The organism is Comamonas sp. SY3, from assembly GCF_041730275.1.
Taxonomy (GTDB): Bacteria; Pseudomonadota; Gammaproteobacteria; order Burkholderiales; family Burkholderiaceae_C; genus Comamonas; species Comamonas sediminis.
In genome coordinates this window covers 1-16,038 of the sequence record NZ_JBGTYN010000029.1, presented here as the reverse complement: position 1 = coordinate 16,038, position 16,038 = coordinate 1, and the positions used below count along the sequence as shown (strand labels likewise).

Here is a 16,038-nt window from a genome sequence, read left to right as displayed (position 1 = left end):
TTGAATAATGGAGCCAATTCCCGCCACCGGGAATTGGACCCGGTGGGTTGAAAATGGAAAATGCGTCAGGCGGCGCTGATCGTTGGCATCTGGGCCAGTCGGTCGGCGACGCGACGGCGCACATTCAGGCGGAACTGCTCGTCGTTGATGCCTGCGAGCAGGTTGGCGGCCTCCAGCGCGATCAATGCCGAGGCCTCTTCGATGTCGGCGGACAGGATCGTCTTGCGCAGTTGGTCGCCGAGTTGGAGCGCCTGCGAGGACGTTCTGAAGACCTGGACCTCGCGGCTCAGGTAGCAGCCGTTGCCGCCGAACTCGAACAGCCTCGGCCTGCTGCAATGCCAGCAGCCTTCGAACTGGATGGCGGTCAGGCGATGGCCGTCATCGAAGCAGGAAGCGATCAGAAGCAAGGCTTCCAGGTCGGCGCTGTCCTCGAACTTGTGGTGCTCGATCAGGTTCTCCAGCTCCGCGTCCTGCTCGGCACCGAAGTGCGCGGCCAGCCGTTCGAGCAGAGGTGGAATCGACAACTCTTCGTCGTCGGGCATGGGGATGCCGAGTTGTGCGGCCAGGTCTTCCAGGCCGTCCAGCACATCCGTCCAGCGCGGATCATTGGTCTCGGCGATCTGGGCGATGTAGGCCTGCCCGTTGCCGGGATGGCCTTCGTTCAGCGCGAAGGCGCCGAACAGCGCCTTGATGACGGGGGTGACACGCTCCAGCACGAGAACGCCCGTGCCTTCGTAGTAGTTGTTCGCCATGGTGGCTCCTTTCGAGAAAGCGGAGCCAGCCCATGCGGACGATGGCATCCGCAGGGTGATGGAGAAGAAATTGAGGGACATGGCCTTTTGGGCGCATGTCCCTCTCGGGGGGAACGAAAGACAGTGGTGTGCCGGAGACCGGCTCACCAACCGTTGTAGTTCACGAGCAGGTCGGCGATGACCTTGCGGCGTTGCAGGTCGAGACCGTCGAAGTCCGACAGCCCGTGGAAGTGGCAGCGCTTGAGCATGGCACCGCCCTCACGCGCGTTGTAGAAGCTGACCATGGCAGACAGGAACATGCGTTCGCCGCTGCTCAGGACGCCGAGGGCGTCGTTGAGCCGCAGCATGTTGGGACGCAGATCCCACTTGCTCTTGGCCTGGTTCAGACCTTCACGGGTGCCGTCGCCGAACCACTCGGGGCCAGCAATCTCGACGCCACGCTTCCATGCCTCGAAAAAGGCTTGAGGCGCGGCGGCGAAATGCTGTTCTTCCCGCATGATCTGATCGACGACTTCCCGCGGCAGTAGCTGGTTCATGACGTGATTCCTCCAGTTTGGATCAAGGAACGGCGAGCTGGGACCAGCCGCCTCTTTCGAGGGCACGTTGAGCCGCGGCATAGCTGCGGAAGTACTCGCGGGATTCCCGCGAAACGGGGCCTTCGGTATCGCGCGTGCCGATGTAGTGGCCGGCGGCGCTTTGCAGGACTTCGAGCGGCAGGAACTTGCCGCAGTAGGTCGAGGCCAATTGCCCGAAGGTTTGGCCGAAAGAGGCTTGCTGGGACATGGATAGGCTCCTTGGAAAAGCGGGGCCTCGTCCCTCACGGGATGGCGGCTCCCGCACGCGGTTGATAAAAGGCATCGACGTCACGAGGACGCGCGTCCGCAGACTTGATGCGATGCGGACTGGTGGGTAACGCGGGAGAGACCCGCGACAGCCTAAAACCCTGGCTGCTGGCATGTGCTGACGAATCAGCGAACATGCGGGCAGCTTCGTGCGCGGACCGCGCTGCGTCAGTTGGAAAATGGCATCCAGCCCAGACCCGATTGATGGGGACCGAAAGAAAGAAGCCCCGCATCGAGTGCGGGGCTGTCAGGAGGGTGCGGTGACGCTGGGTCAGTCGGGCTTGTCGCCCAGGACATACTGCTTCCACAAATCGAATGCCTGCTCGGGTGGAAGCTCGGCCAGGATGACGATGGGCTGGGCCTGCCGGGCGCGCAGCGAAGCGAAGTACGCCTTCCGGTCGGCGATGGCCTTGAGCTTGATGCCCTTGATAAACAGCAGTTTGCCTTCCTTGATGAACAGCACCTTGTTGCCGATGTCGCGGTTGAATGCGGCTCGCACCTTGCGTTCCGCGTGCATGGCGTCGGCCAGCTCATCGACCAGGAAGTCGAGCGTCATGTCGATGTAGTGAGGGTCTTCACTCTCGTGGCCGAGGTCAAGCGGCGCAGGCGGCAGGCCCTTGGCGAAGGCTTCGGCCTGCGCCAGTAGCCCCGCCTTGCCGTTGAGCGCGTGGAGGAACGTCGAGCCACCGTGGCCGTCGTTGCGGGCCTCGGCGATGGGAGTACCGTCGAACACGACGGTTGCGTTGAAGCACAGTGTTTCCTCGCTGGCGAAGTCGGCCACCTTGAGGTTCTTCAGCGTAATGCGGTCTTGCTTGGTGATGTTGTCCATGGGGAAGTCCTGAGATCGACCGGGTGGCGACATGCTCCTGACGGGACGTGGCGGCCATCCCGTGGGTTGGAGAAATGAGGCATCGATGCCCAGTGGGCAGCGTTCGCCGGTGAGATGCCGAGGCGAACTGGCGGGTGGCGTGGGTGAAACCCGCGGCAGCCTTGACACCCTGGCTACGGGCTGTTGCCGAACCATCGGCAATGCAAGAGGGAGAATGGAGTGGCCCGCAGGCTGCGTCGCCGATCAATCCGAAGCGGTCGAGCCCGTCTTGTGCAGGTACTGCACCAGGCGCTGGCCCAGCCACGCCATGCACGGGACGGCCATGGAGTTGCCGATCGCCTTGTAGCGCGGAGCATCTGCAGCGGGCTTGCCGCGGTACGGGATCAGCGTGTAGTCGTCGGGCATGCCTTGCAGCCGCTCGCACTCCACGGGCATCAGCCGCCGCACCCGCCAATGCGACCAGTCGCCGGGGCCAGGGTCGTTCCAGTCGTAGCGGAAATGCGCCTCGAAGTCGGGAGCCAGGACATAGGGCTTGTCCGCGCCGCCGCCGCTGGTGCGCAGTGCGCCCGCTACGCTGCCGCCCAGCTCGGCGGCAAGACCCTGCTCGCGGCCGTGCAGAGACACGCAGGCCACCATAGGTACGCCGTAGCCCGGCTTGCCGTTGGACAGCACGGTGCAAGCGACCTGGCCATGGCCCGACTCGAAGCGCACTTCACCGCGGTTGTTCTGCGCGAACGCGATGGCGGGCACGACCCCGGCGTTCGCATGGCTGTTGCAATGGCCGCCAGCGCGCAACGTCGGTGTCAGGTCGAGCGTGGCATCGGCGCCGCTGCCCTGCGCGATGAAGGCGATGATCGGAACACCCTTGCCGGTGCCGTCCTCGCTGCTGCCCTTGCCGTTGTTGGCGGTGTCGAGGGTGTGGCTGATGTTGCCTGCGACGGATTGCACCAAGTAGGTCTCGGTGCAGATGTCGTGCTTCGGGCCGCCAGCCATCAAACTGGCTGCAAGATCGGTCGGGCCACGCCCATTGCTGAACCCAAACGTCGTCGTGACCTTGCCGCAGGGCTGCTTCAGTCCTGCATATCCGTCTGCTGGGTCAACACTAGGTTCAGCAGTGCAGGCAGCTTCTTGCCACGGCGCGCTGCCCGCACAAGAATCCCCGAGCAGGCCTGCGCGCTCAAAAAGTACTTCTGCGGGATCGAGGTCATCTCCACCACTTGCCACAAGAAACACACGCTTGCGGCGTTGGGCGACACCGAAATATTGAGCATCGAGCACGCGCCAGGCGATGCGGCGGCGGGGTCCAGACACACAACCAGCGTACGCCCATTTTTCCCCTGGCGGCTGGAGCGCACGGCTTTCTCCGGCCAGTGCGCCCAGGAAATGCCCGAAGGCATTGCTGCGGTCGTTGAGTACGCCTGGGACGTTTTCCCAGACGAGCGTGGCCGCCGGGCGGCTGTCTTGTTGGCGGGTTTGGTCGATGGCATTGGCAAGCTCCACATAGGCAAGGGAAAGGGCACCGCGCGGGTCATCCAGCCCGCGACGGCTACCTGCAACGCTGAACGACTGGCACGGCGTGCCGCCGACCAGGATGTCGGGCGCTGGCACAGTGCCGGCACGCACCTGGCGGGCGATCGCGGTCATGTCGCCCAGATTGGGCACGCGGGGGTAACGGTGGGCGAGCACGGCGCTCGGGAACGGCTCGATCTCGGCGAACCATGCGGCTTCGAGGCCGAGAGGTTGCCAGGCGAGGCTCACGGCCTCAATGCCGCTGCACACGCTGCCGTACAGCAGTGGCGCGGTTTGGGGCACACCGCGTGGGGGGCGAGGTTGCGGGTTCATGTCGGGTCTCCTGTTTGTGTGGCCTTGGACTGTGTGGCCGGGCCGGGACGTTGATCGGCAGGAGAAAGGCGCCGAAGGCCCAGTGGCCTCCGGCTCGGGATGACAGAACCACCCGTGGGCTGTTGCAGGCCCGGTTGTCGCTAGAACCGGCTGCTCATCAAGCAATCGCACCCGGCGCATGTCGTGGTTGGCGCCGGCATCTTCTGGCGCACATCCGCGCACAAAAGGAGCCCAGTTTTTCGCCGTTGGGCACGGCATCGAATACCGCTGACCACGAAGGGTCTCCGGGTGGCTCGCAGGCGGGCAAGCCATCGGGGGACCCTTCGCAGAAGCGGAAAAATGCAGATCAGTAGAACGCGCCGGGAAACCCCGGACATGGTTCGTGGAGAAGCTACCTTCAGGTCCCGCGGCCGGGGACGGCCGGGCGGGACGCGCACACGGACAAGAGAAGGCGTTGCGCGCTGGGCGTCCCGCAGGGCGTGCGGGACATGGGCCACGCCGCCGATGGCGGACACGGCTCTCGGGGAACGGGGTCGGTCAAGAGCCTTTGCGGCCGCTACTGCCATAAAGGCGTAGAGATCGCGAGGCTCCGCGTTTGGACGCGCCGGATTCGACCGGCAGCGTACCTTTGCAGTCGGGGTAGCGACTGCACGACCAGAAGGGGCCGGTCTTGCCGGTGCGCTGGCGCGTGGGTGCGCCGCACTGCGGGCAAGCGGGTCCCTGGGGAACCTTGATGGACAGCGAGGTGCTGCCGTACTGCGCGATCAGTTGCGAAATCCATGCGGCCTGCTTGCCGATAAACACATCCAGGGTGAGCTGACCAGCCTCGATCATGTCGAGCGCCTGTTCCCACACTGCCGTCGTGCCGGGGTCTGCAATCGCCGCGGGTACGGCGTCGATCAGGGTGAACGCTGCATCCGATGCGCGAATGGAGCGTCCTTTCTTCACAAGGTAGCTGCGGGCGATCAACCCGCTGATGATGTTGGCCCGCGTGGCCTCTGTGCCGATGCCGACCGTATCCTTGAGCTTCTGCTTCAGGCGCGGGTCCGTCACCAGCTTGGCGACCCCCTTCATGGATTTGACCAGCTCGCCCTGCGTGTAAGGCTTGGGCGGCATCGTCTTGAGCGCCTTGATCTCGGCCTCGGTCACCTGACACGCCATGCCTTCGCGCAGCACGGGGAGTACCTGGCTGCGTGCCGTGGCTTCACCGTCCTCGTCCGCTTGCGGCTCGGCCAGCACCAGGCGCCAGCCCTTGACGATCACCTGTTTTCCGGTGGCCACCAGCTTCTGCTGGTCGCAGGACAGCTTGGCGACAGTGCGGTCGAACTCGTGGTGAGGGAGGAACTGCGCCAGGTAGTGCGCGCGGATCAGCCGGTACACCGCCAGTTCCTTCTCGCTCATGGCCGAGAGGTTCGCGGGTTCCAAGGTGGGAATGATGCCATGGTGCGCCGTCACTTTGCCGTCGTTCCAGGCGCGCGAGCGCTGGGAGCGGTCGAGCTGGCCCATGATCGGGCGCAGCGAGGGATCGGTCTTGAGCAGGCTGTCCAGAACAGTGGGCACCTCGGCAAACATGCTTTCGGGCAGGTAGCCTGAATCGGAACGCGGGTACGTAGTGGCCTTGTGGGTCTCGTACAGGGACTGGGCGATCTCCAGGGTTTCTTGAACATCCAGCCCAAGCTGTTTGGAACAGACCTCCTGCAAGGTGCCCAGGTCGAACAGCAGCGGCGGGCCTTCACGCATGTGTTCGGTCTCGACAAACACCACCTGAGCGCTACCCGCAGCGCGGATCTGTTGCGCGGCTTGCTGGGCAACCGGCTGTTGCAGGCAGCGGCCAGCGTCGTCGGTGCAGCCATCGGGCGGAACCCACTGCGCGCTGAAAGCCTGTCCACCCGCAGACAGGGACACGTCGATGGCCCAGAACGGCACCGACTTGAAGGCCGCGATCTCGCGGTCGCGGTCCACGACGAGCTTCAGGGTCGGCGTCTGCACGCGCCCGACGGACAGCACGCCGTCGTAGCCGGCCTGACGCCCGAGCACCGTGAACAACCGGCTGAGGTTCATGCCCACGAGCCAGTCGGCGCGTGAGCGCGCAAGCGCCGAGTAGTACATCGGCAGCGTGTCGGATGAGGGCCGCAACTTGCCGAGCGCGGTGCGGATCGACGCATCGTTGAGCGCCGACAACCACAGCCGTTCGATGGGGCCGCGGTAACCGCACAGGTCGATGATCTCGCGGGCGATCAGCTCTCCCTCGCGGTCGGCATCGGTGGCGATGACCAAATGGGTCGCCTTCGCCAGAAGCGCTTTGACGACCTTGAATTGCGTGGCGGTCTTCGGTTTGACCTCGACCCGCCACTGCTGGGGAACGATGGGCAACTGCTCCAGCGACCAGCGCTTGAGCGCCGCGTCATAGACCTCGGGAGCTGCTGCTTCTACGAGATGGCCAATGCACCAGGTGACGGTGACGCCGGAGCCGCTGAGACAGCCTTCACCGCGCTGCGTCGCGCCGAGAATCCGGCCAATGTCTTTGCCCTGGGAGGGCTTCTCGCACAAGAACAGCCGCATGTCAGTCCATCCGATTTCCATGGTTCATTGAGTTGCGGGAATCGAGGATGCCGAACACCACCAAGGGCAGCAGCAAACAAGCCGCATGCGGTGGCGACCACTTTTACGGGATGGGATGGCGGGGACGGGAGTGGCGTTCGGCCGGGGATGTGCGGGCCGGGAGCCGCGATTTTTTGGAGCGCACGGACGCCGGTGGACGTTGATGGAGCTATCCCCTGGGGATAGCTCGCGAGGGCATGGGGGCGACGGACGACTGCCACCGCCCCATGCCGGATCACTTCCTGCGCTTCGGCTCCTTCGGCGCGGTCGGTTCCTGGGCGGCCGGGGGTTTCGGCTGCGCATCCTGCGCGGCCTCTTGCTGCCTGGGGCTGAGGGCTACGGACTCGATGCGGAACGGCAGGATGCCGACGCTGCGCGCGTTGATCTGCCAGGTCTCGCGCGGCTGATCCTCGTTGTCCGTCCAAGGTTCGCGCTCCATCCGGCCGACGACCAGCACGCGCATGCCCTTCTGGTAGAGGTCCTTCCAGTGCGCGGCGTCGCGGTGCCAGATTTCCACCGGCGCCCAGAAGCCGCCGCGATCCTCGAAGGTGCCATCCTTCTTGGGAATGGGGTTGTCGAAATAGACGTTCAGGCGCAGAAGGCGGCTGGGCTCGTCGTTGCCGTTGGGGAACTCCCGGTACTCGGGGGGCGAGCCGATGTTGCCCTCGCCAGAAAAATGCGTACTCATGTTGCAATCTCCGTGGTGGTTGAAATACCCGCACCTGGTCGGTGACGAGCGCGTGCTGGGTTGCCCGGCGCGATCACTGATCGCGCAGTGCGGGTGGGATGGACTTGAGCCGACGCAGGTAAGCGTCTTCCGCCTCGGTGGCCTTGCTGGCACACTCCTGGGCCAGCCTGCCCAAGGTGTGCAACAGGCTGATCTGCATGTTCAGCGTGATGCGCTGCAGCTCGATGGCGTGCAAGTCGGCCAGCAGGTTGACCGGCGTGCTGGTACTCGCCATCAGCTCCTGCCACAGTGCCACGCCCATGGCCGAGCGGTCGTGCTTGCGCCAGCGAAGAAACGCCGTGCCTGCGCCAGTTGTCTGCTGGGCCAGTTCGATGGGGAGCAGGTGGAAGGGATGCCCGAGGGCTTGTTGCAGCACCTGTCGCTGCGCCAAGCCAATCAACTCGTCGCGCATGGCGAAGCACTGGCTGGCCCAGGCCTCCAAGTCCCCTTTACCCTTAAAGGGCTTTAAAAGGCCTTTTTGAGAGGCTGCGTGTTCCAACTGCATGAAGGCTGTCTGTTGCAGAGGGCGGAAGTAGCGGGTGTCGCGGTTTGGGTCGCTCATGCCTGCGCGTCCTCGCCGGCCGTCGCTTCGGGGGCGGCGGCCTCGTCGCTGGGCGATGCGGCTGCGGCAGGACCGTCACCGCGCTGCTGCAGGCCACGGCGCATGATGGGCGGCGCGAACTTCGAGCGGCGCGTGCCCTCCAGCACGTCCGGCGGCATCTCGCCGAACTTTTCCAACGCCGCCCGCGCTGCGGCATTCTTGGCGGCGAAGTCGTCGCGGGTGCAGCCCGAGTAGCGGTACTGCTGGGCCAGCGAGAACAGGCTGCGCAGTGCATGCGCGCCTTCGTTGAGCCAGCGTTCGAGCGTCGAGCGATCGATCAGCGCGGTGTGGTGCGCGAGGATCAGCTTGCGGGCGATATCGTCGTAGTCGGCGAGCAGGTACACGGCGGCAAAGCCGAGCTGCGCATTGACGAACAGCGGCAGCTTGACCGGCTGGACGTTGAGGTTTTCGCCCAGGGTGAGTGCCGGCGGCACGCTCGCCAGGGCCTGGTCCACCTGTTCGCGCAGCGATTGCAGCGTGGCCTTGGTCTGGTCGAGCTTGTCCTCGATGCGGAGCATCCAGAAGTCGCTGTACGGGTCGTCCTGCTCCGAGCCGCGCCGCATCTTGTTCATCTGGGCGATGTAGCCGTTCAGGCCGACGATGCCCGGTCGCCCTTCGGCGGCGGCGCGGCCGTGCCAGATGCGCGAGGCGTGGTGCGTGTGCAGCGTCAGCGACATCGCGCTGCGCAAGGAGCCGAGATTCAGTTGCAGGGGTTCGTTGGTGGTTGCCATGGTGTCCGCTCGTTGTTGGAAAAGAGCGGACAGCTTCGGCAGGTAGCGGAAGGCAGTCAGTCAACAAACCGAAACCCGCCCGTCCCCGGTTCACGGCGCGGTGGGTGCATGCGTCGCGATCTATCCCCTGGGGATAGCGCCATGGAGCGCCAAGGAACGCTGCACACCCGGATCAGCGCGAACAAGGCCGATCCCGCTGCAGGCGATCGAGGCCTGGCGTGCAGCGGTTCGACGTGTAGCCGTCAGTGGAACTATCCCCAGGGGATAGCTCTACTGGAAGCCACCGGCATCCACTTCACCACCTTGCAGGCCCGCTCACTTGCTGGCGAGCAGGTTGCGCAGCCGCTCGATGTGCTGCCTGGCGACTTCTGGCGGCACAGGCTTGCCCTGCGGCTGGGATGGTGGCGGTGCTGGTGGTGGCGGCCGCTCGTTCGGCGCAACGGGCGCCGATGGCGCGTCCTTCTTGGCCCAGGCGTTGAACTCGCCATGGATGGCCCGCTGGATGATGCCGAACAGATACCCTGCAGGATTGCGGATGCCATGGTTGCTGCATCGTGCAGCCCATTCGTCCAGCACGGCCTGCCTCAGCGCAGCATCGACCTGCTGTAGTGCCACCCTCGCACCTGTCTGCTGCTCTGCCTTCAGTTCCGCGAAGCGTTTGGGCCATTGCAGGTCGCCCAGCGCGCGCGCATGCGCTTGTGCCTGCGCGGTAGTACGTACTTCATTAATACGACTACTACGTACTGTACGGGCCTGCTTCGGATTCCGAAGAGAGGCGTCTGGCGCGGGTTTCGACCCTGCTTCGGATTCCGAAGTGGGATCGTCAGGATTCCGAAGAAGGCTCGTCGCCCCTTCTTCGGATTCGTGCGTGGCGTCCTCCTGTGGATAACTTTCGTGCGCCCCGACGCCCTGGCTGGCGAGGCGTTCGGCCAGGACTTGCAGCCTCGATGGCAGGGTGCGCCCGGCCAGCATCGGGTCTTCGCCGATTTCCTTGAGGGTGTGCAGGCCTACGATCTGCACGGCTTTGGCCGAATGGCCGAGCGCTTGGCTGACGAGTTGCAGGTAGTCCGGGTCGAGCTGCATCGCTTCAAAGGGGGTCAGCGGCTCGTCGTGCAGGACATAGAGGTTGCCGAGGATGCGGCCGGTCTTGGCGTCGCGCCGTCGCCGCACCAGGCTCAGCCATCGAGTCAGCCGCAGCAGCGTCAGTGCTCGCGCCACGGTTTCGTGCGAGGCTTGCCCGGCGCAGGGCATCGACGCCAGCCAGGGCCGAAGCTGTTCATACGTCGGGAACGCCGTCACGCCATCGTCGTTGAGCATCAGCCGGAAGACCTGCCAGGCATTGCGCTCCAGCGGCGTCAGGCGGCGGTCGAGGAACAGCCGTCGCGGTACGGTCTCGTGCCGGTTGCCGCTGAACAGGAAGGCATCGCCAGACGCCGGACCAGTGGGCATCGCGACAGGTGTAGGTGTGGGCGGGGGCGCGTCGGCGTTGGGCTTGGGCACAAGGTCTTTCAGCGCAGCGTCGAACAGGTCTGCGAGTGCGATGGGGCCACGACGTGGTGCGGTGTCGTCCACGGCCATGGTTAACCCAATCCTTGATCGACCCAGCTCTTGATCGAAGCCCAGACCACCGACAGAGGCAGCGACATGCCTTCGGCGAGGTCCATGGCGGCATCGAGGATGGAGGTTTCGTCTTCGAGATCGACGTTCCTGCTGCTGGTCACGGCCTTCCATTGCCGCCACAGCTCCGTGTCCTGCTTCTCGTCCAGCACGGGATGGCGACCCTTGCGCTTGGGCAGGCCGAGGATTTCGCGGCGAAGCGCCACTTCCTGGTGGGTCAGGCCGTAGAAGCGGCTGACCATTTCGGTGCTCGCGCCGAGGCGCAGCATGCGATCGACCGTGGCGATCTCCTTCTCCACATCCTGCGCCTGCCTGAGCAGACGCCGGAGCACTTCGCGGTTGACCGTCACCGAGCACCACGAGACGTTGGCGTTGGCCAGCACGCTGATCAGCGCGGGATGCTTGAGGGCGTCCAGCTCTTCCTCGCCAAACCCCATCAGCTTGCAGCGGCGCAGTTGCCCATTGCGCAGGTCATAGAGGGCCTGGGCGATGACGGCCTGGTTGAGTGGGTGTGGTGCGGACATGCTGGTCTCCCTCGGTCACGTTCCAGGGTCCGCAGCGCCGGCGTCCAGGTCGAGCAGACGGCGGGCCAGCCGCAGCAGCCGGAACAGCTTGACCAGTGCGGTGTCGCTCAGTCGCCGGGTTGCGTCGCCTTGTCCGTGCAGCAACGCCGACAGGTCGATGACGAATTGCCTGTTATCCAAGCCGACGTCGGCGGGCTGCTGACCGGCCATGCATGCCAGCAGCGCCAGGACGGCACGGCCCAGCGGCTCCAGGTCTTGGGCGTGGGCACGGCAGGCGAAACCGATGCCGTCTGGACGGTCATCGATGCACTCGTCCAGGCGAGCCTCGCCCGCGATCTCGCGGGCGAACTGCGCGACGTGGATGCGCAGGCGCTCGGGCGTGTCCAGGCTCGCGTCGATGTGCCAGACGTCGGAAATCGGGTAGAGACCGCCTGCTTGGACGGGAATGGACTGCAAGACGTTGGCCGAGAAATCGGGCAGCGCATCCCCCAGCTCGTCGGCGACCATCCGCTGAATGGATTGCAGCCGCTCCGTCGTCGGTGCAGGCGAAACGATGTGCCCCTGCAGCCGATCACCAGGAGCAGCCATGGGGCTTCCTGCGGGTGAGCCGTCCGACCCTGAGCCGCCCTCGCGCTCGCGCGACCCAGGTGTGGTTGCCGGCGTCGGGGCCGATGGGGCCGGCGCCGCGGGCGGGCGTGCCATGGTGTCAGGCTCAGGCAGCGTGGGGGGTGCCGTTGGTGGGGTCGGATCGCTGACCAGGGCGCGATGGCGGCTTTCGGATTCGGTGAGGTCGAGCGCCAGTACGTCGTAGTCGATGCCGAGCAGTTCGGACATTTGGCCGATCAGCTCGTCCTGCACGCGCTGGGGGGCGAACTCGTCGGCCTGCGTGTCGAACTGCGACAGCACCTCCTGAAAGAAGTCATCGAAGTCCTGTACCAGTAGTGTGCGGCCTTTGGCGTAGCGCTCCCACGCGAGCATGCAGGCCTTGCGCATGACCGACAGGCGTTCGACCTGGTGGCGGCCGAGCCCGCCATAGAGCACGGTCGGGATCGCCGGCAGGAGGTAGCGCACCGCGTCGTTCATCCGGCTGATGTGCGACTGCTGGACCGGGAAACCATCGGCGGCGAGGCGGCGTGCCAGTTCGGACTGGCTCAGGGCGGCGCCGCTTTCCTGCTCGTAGAACTCGCGCGCCTTCTCGACGCCGAGGGCGCGCTCGATGAACGTCAGGCCTCCACGCAATTCGTTCTCGGCCAGGTGGCCGGTCAGCATGACGACTTCGCCGCGGCTGGGCCACGGCCGGAACAGGCACGATATGCGAAAGAACCGCTCGTCCTTGGTCTCCGACCACAGTTCGCGCAGGATCGCCAGGCGCGTGTTGCCGCCGTTGCGAATGATGTAGTGGTCCTCGCCCGGGCGCCGGGTGATCGCCGGGGCTGCGTCCAGGCCGCGCTCGCGGATGGACGCCTTGATGTCCTCGTAGGCCGGGTTGCGCTTCTTCCTGGGATCGTGGTCGTAGGGGCGCAACTGGTCCAGGGTCACGACCATGGGCGTGTCGGCGATCGGGTCGCTCAAGGCCGAGGTGGACGGGCCGCTGCGCTCGAACCCGGCCGCGAGCAGCTTGCCGGCCATCTGCTGGGAGGTCATTTCAGCCATGGCGGCCTCCCTGCACTGGGGACCGGGCCTCGCGCTCGGCGCGGCGGATCTGCGCGCGGGCGTTGAGGGCGGCCCGGTGGTCACTGGCCGTCGAACTGGTGTAGATCGCGGCGCAGCCGGCCTTGGTGAATTTGAGGTGGCCGCCCGGCGTGCGCTTGACGTGCCAGCCCTCGCCGACGGCGAATTCGATCAGGGCGCGCAGCCGCTTATGGCCTCGGGCCAGTTCATGTGCGCTCGCCATGGGGCCTCCCGGTATCCAGAGGAAATGGCGGGCGGCCGGACACCGTGGCAAATCGGTGCTGCCATTGCGGGAACAGTTCGCCGGCGAGGCCGCGGATGGTGTCGAGCGCGGCGGGGGCGACTCTGCCCGGTGGCTGGCGGTATTCGACCCGATGCACTGGCAGGCCGCGCGTCGCGGCGCGCGGATAGGCTTCGATGGCCGGCACGTCGGTGGTCAGCACGCGGATGCCGGCGTGGTCCTGGAACAGGTCGCGCAAGGCCTGTTGGATCAGCCGGGCGTTCGCCGACACCGGGTGGACCCTGTTGATGAGCAGATGCAGCGGCGGCGGCTCAATGCCCAGGTGCCGGTACGGAGCGATGTCCTCCAGCAACTGCATGGTGCCGCGCCGCAGTTCGCGGGCGGCGAGGATTTCCGGGGTCACGGGTGACAGCGCGAGATCGGAAGCGAGCACCGCCATCTCCAGCGTCACCGAACGCGCGCCCTGGGTGTCGATCAGCACCAGGTCGTAGAGAGGAGCCAGCATGGGCAGCAGGTGCCGCAGCCGCAGGCGCCCATCCGGCGCGTGCAGCAACAAGGTGCTCAGCTCGCCCCGGTGGTCGTTGGACAGCACCAGGTCCAGACCCGTAATGATCGTGCGGGACACGAGCTGGCCGAGGTCGCGCTCGTTGAAGGCCAGCAGCTCATAGATGCCACCAGGCGCACGGTGTCCCAGTTCGTAGTAGGACGACAAGGTGGGCTGCACGTCGAGATCGAGCAGCAGCACGCGCAGCCCCGCGTCGGCGACGAGCCCGCCCAGGTTCGCGGCAGTGGTGGTCTTGCCGACGCCACCTTTCGTTGAAATGATGGATACAACCTGCATGGCGTTCTCCGTGTGAGGATGGAAGGTCCGCGGGAGAATGGGTCAGGCCCGGTTGTTGACGCGCTCGGCGATCCACTGATCGATTTCGATGGAATCCCAGCCGACGGCGCGCACACCCAGGCGCAGCGCCTTGGGGAACTTGCCCGCGCGCATCAGGTTGTAGAGGTGGGCGCGCTTGAAGCCGGACTTCGATTCGACTTCTTCCAAGCGCAGGATGCGGCGCTCGTTGGGCGGCAGAACAGGTGTTTGCGACATGGTGGTCACTCCTGAACGCTCAGTGGCGTTTGTTGGCGTGACCTCTATTCAATAGACATGGCTACGGAAAGACATTGCAAATGCAATCTCCGCGACTGCACATACAAGCTGGCAATCCTCAGAGGGTGGCGCTATGCAGCCGGCGTCTGGCCGTGGCGAACTTGCCGTTCAACGTCCGCTCGGCGATCCCCATGACGCCGTGGTGATGGGCGACCAATGCGCTTACGACAGCCTCTTGCGTTTTGAAGCTGGAGTACGGTGTGCCCGAGGGCGATTGGCCGAGCATCAGCTCCAATATGCCGCCGATGATGTTCAGGTAGGTGGCTTCGGCCCGATCACTGATTGGGTACTGCGCGCAGGCCGGGATGATTTTGGACTGTTTGAGCAGTGCGTCGTGCTTGTCTTGCAGCTCGCGGAGTTGGCGCTTGGACTGCTCCAGGGCAGATTTGAGGGCCAAGCGCTCGACCAGCATGGCCTGCCCGGTTTCCAGAGAGATGGAGGGATGGGCGATGCGCTCGCTGCGCGAGAAGAGAAAGCCGGGGCGCTGTTCGGGGTAGTGCTGGCGCATCCAACGCTTCAGATCGACGTGACGGACAGTGAGATCAGGGGAGTCGATCAGCGCGGTGTCGTGCGTCGTGATGCCGTTCCTCCCGAAAGGAAGTTCCGCATTGAGGATGCCATCGTAGATGCGTTCGGTATACAGCCTCAGCTCACCCCAACGTGGGCAATCCAACGACTGTGGCAGGTTCCTTGACGACGAGACCGAAGTGAGGATGACATGCTCAAACCGCAGAAGCCCAGCCCACCGGAGGGAGGCTTCGATCGGACGATAGAACACCTTCGATGCTGGTGCATTGTGGTTCATGCTCCCATCTCCTTCCAGGAGAACTACATGGCCGACTCCTTTGGCGCCAACCTCATGGCCGGGCAGTTGTCTGTGGATGAAGCGAGTCCCGAGTCTCGCTTCTTCATGAGCCCTGAGCACTTTTCAGTAGCTCAAGTCAGTGGTAGCCGCCATGTGCTCAATGTGTAAGAATCCGTGAGTGGTAGGTTGATCGGTCCTGTCGCTGATCAACACGAAGAATGGCGCTCACACTGGCAGCGTCATGCGTTACCGCAATCTCATCAAGAGCAATTTGTCATGGTGTGATACCCCTGCGGTTTCACAGGGCGCAATAGGCGCGCAGTGGCTTCTAGATGCCAAGGCAGGCGTACTGATCCCGAGCCTGTCATGCGTTCCCAGGTATCCTGATATACCGATAAAGAATCGCGCATCCAGTCCCAGTGACAAGCGTATGGGTTCTTCCCGCGCAACTTGCGCAGACGGGTATGGGTGGTCGCTTCTGCAGCGAGCCGGTGTGCCGAACAGCTCAGGCACGGCGAGAGCCATGCAGTCCAACCTTGGTCGCCGGGAGGCGCTAACGACGACAGGCGTCTGCCGCCAGACAACAACCGCGTCGAGAGGCAAATTCGTCCAGTGGCACTTCAAAGGGCGAACCAGTTGTTCGTCGGTAGCTTGCGTGCCGGTCAGCGCGCTGTTTCGGTGATGAGCCTGGTGCGCTCGGCTCGGCCCAACGGGCATGACCTCTATGCGGACTTGCGTGACGTGCTCGAATGCCTTTCGACGCAGCTAGCCAAGCATATGGAAAGGTGATCATTGGTGAGTTCGAGACCACCGTAGCCGGCGATGAACGAGGTGTGGGGACGATGCGCTGAGGAGGTGTCCTTGGACCTTACTGGAAGTTTCTGGACGAACTTGTTGCCGAGGGTGAAAAATGAGGCTACAATTAAGGTCTTCGCTAGTCAAGCCAGCGAAGAAAGTGATTGGGAAACAACGGCTTACGGTCTTAGTAAACGTCTCGTTTCCCGCTCCAGTTTCAAAGCTGGTGTGGATCCGTTCATGCTGGTTTTTGCGGGAATAGCTCAGTTGGTAGAGCGATACCTTGCCAAGGTATAGGTCGACG

At 64.6% G+C, this 16,038-nt stretch carries 18 protein-coding genes; 2 read left to right on the top strand and 16 right to left on the bottom strand.

Annotation, left to right across the window (positions count from 1 at the left end; translation table 11 throughout):
- Positions 1–65 precede the first annotated feature (65 nt).
- The 16 genes from ACCQ08_RS23565 to ACCQ08_RS23490 all read right to left on the bottom strand — a co-directional run bounded on the left by ACCQ08_RS23565 (position 66) and on the right by ACCQ08_RS23490 (position 14,939).
- The gene (locus ACCQ08_RS23565) at positions 66–752 is read right to left on the bottom strand and encodes a hypothetical protein (RefSeq protein ID WP_003821066.1); all 687 of its coding nucleotides are present in this window, start codon (positions 750–752) and stop codon (positions 66–68) included.
- A gap of 143 nt (positions 753–895) precedes the next feature.
- Complete coding sequence (locus tag ACCQ08_RS23560; RefSeq protein WP_003821065.1) at positions 896–1,288, bottom strand: hypothetical protein; 393 nt, start codon at positions 1,286–1,288, stop codon at positions 896–898.
- A 22-nt stretch (positions 1,289–1,310) separates the two neighbouring features.
- Positions 1,311–1,535 (bottom strand): hypothetical protein, encoded by a 225-nt coding sequence (locus ACCQ08_RS23555; RefSeq protein ID WP_033470933.1) that lies wholly within the window; start codon positions 1,533–1,535, stop codon positions 1,311–1,313.
- 330 nt (positions 1,536–1,865) lie between these two features.
- On the bottom strand, positions 1,866–2,423 hold the full coding sequence (locus ACCQ08_RS23550; protein WP_033470935.1) for a hypothetical protein: 558 nt from the start codon (positions 2,421–2,423) through the stop codon (positions 1,866–1,868).
- A 243-nt stretch (positions 2,424–2,666) separates the two neighbouring features.
- Complete coding sequence (locus ACCQ08_RS23545) at positions 2,667–4,265, bottom strand: DNA cytosine methyltransferase (RefSeq protein ID WP_003821062.1); 1,599 nt, start codon at positions 4,263–4,265, stop codon at positions 2,667–2,669.
- A 537-nt stretch (positions 4,266–4,802) separates the two neighbouring features.
- Positions 4,803–6,827, bottom strand: a complete 2,025-nt coding sequence (locus ACCQ08_RS23540) for a DNA topoisomerase III (protein WP_003821061.1) — start codon at positions 6,825–6,827, stop codon at positions 4,803–4,805.
- Positions 6,828–7,101: 274 nt separating this feature from the next.
- Positions 7,102–7,554, bottom strand: coding sequence for a single-stranded DNA-binding protein (locus ACCQ08_RS23535; RefSeq protein ID WP_003821059.1), 453 nt, complete (start codon positions 7,552–7,554; stop codon positions 7,102–7,104).
- Between the two features lie 73 nt (positions 7,555–7,627).
- Positions 7,628–8,155 carry a DUF3158 family protein gene (locus ACCQ08_RS23530; RefSeq protein ID WP_003821057.1) on the bottom strand — a complete coding sequence of 176 codons (528 nt, stop codon included), beginning with the start codon at positions 8,153–8,155 and terminating at the stop codon, positions 7,628–7,630.
- The gene (locus ACCQ08_RS23525; RefSeq protein ID WP_003821056.1) at positions 8,152–8,925 is read right to left on the bottom strand and encodes a PFL_4669 family integrating conjugative element protein; all 774 of its coding nucleotides are present in this window, start codon (positions 8,923–8,925) and stop codon (positions 8,152–8,154) included. The genes ACCQ08_RS23530 and ACCQ08_RS23525 overlap by 4 nt, the downstream gene beginning before the upstream one ends.
- A gap of 315 nt (positions 8,926–9,240) precedes the next feature.
- Entirely contained in the window at positions 9,241–10,503 is a 1,263-nt protein-coding gene (locus tag ACCQ08_RS23520) for an STY4528 family pathogenicity island replication protein (protein ID WP_003821055.1), read from the bottom strand.
- Positions 10,504–10,505: 2 nt separating this feature from the next.
- Positions 10,506–11,066, bottom strand: coding sequence for a DUF2857 domain-containing protein (locus ACCQ08_RS23515; RefSeq protein WP_003821054.1), 561 nt, complete (start codon positions 11,064–11,066; stop codon positions 10,506–10,508).
- 15 nt (positions 11,067–11,081) lie between these two features.
- Positions 11,082–12,719 carry a ParB family protein gene (locus ACCQ08_RS23510; protein WP_033470938.1) on the bottom strand — a complete coding sequence of 546 codons (1,638 nt, stop codon included), beginning with the start codon at positions 12,717–12,719 and terminating at the stop codon, positions 11,082–11,084.
- Positions 12,712–12,960, bottom strand: coding sequence for a hypothetical protein (locus ACCQ08_RS23505; protein ID WP_003821044.1), 249 nt, complete (start codon positions 12,958–12,960; stop codon positions 12,712–12,714). The genes ACCQ08_RS23510 and ACCQ08_RS23505 overlap by 8 nt, the downstream gene beginning before the upstream one ends.
- Positions 12,944–13,819, bottom strand: coding sequence for a ParA family protein (locus ACCQ08_RS23500; RefSeq protein WP_003821043.1), 876 nt, complete (start codon positions 13,817–13,819; stop codon positions 12,944–12,946). Before ACCQ08_RS23500 ends, ACCQ08_RS23505 begins: the two co-directional genes overlap by 17 nt.
- Positions 13,820–13,861: 42 nt before the next feature.
- Entirely contained in the window at positions 13,862–14,074 is a 213-nt protein-coding gene (locus tag ACCQ08_RS23495; protein ID WP_003821041.1) for an AlpA family transcriptional regulator, read from the bottom strand.
- 118 nt (positions 14,075–14,192) lie between these two features.
- Complete coding sequence (locus ACCQ08_RS23490; protein WP_003821040.1) at positions 14,193–14,939, bottom strand: hypothetical protein; 747 nt, start codon at positions 14,937–14,939, stop codon at positions 14,193–14,195.
- A 27-nt stretch (positions 14,940–14,966) separates the two neighbouring features.
- Between ACCQ08_RS23490 and ACCQ08_RS23485 the strand changes: the two genes are divergently transcribed.
- Both ACCQ08_RS23485 and ACCQ08_RS23480 read left to right on the top strand, forming a co-directional pair.
- Positions 14,967–15,107 carry a hypothetical protein gene (locus ACCQ08_RS23485; RefSeq protein WP_153573857.1) on the top strand — a complete coding sequence of 47 codons (141 nt, stop codon included), beginning with the start codon at positions 14,967–14,969 and terminating at the stop codon, positions 15,105–15,107.
- 300 nt (positions 15,108–15,407) lie between these two features.
- A complete protein-coding gene (locus tag ACCQ08_RS23480) occupies positions 15,408–15,728 on the top strand; it encodes a transposase (protein ID WP_074167576.1) in 321 nt (106 codons plus the stop codon).
- The last annotated feature ends 310 nt before the right edge of the window (positions 15,729–16,038 follow it).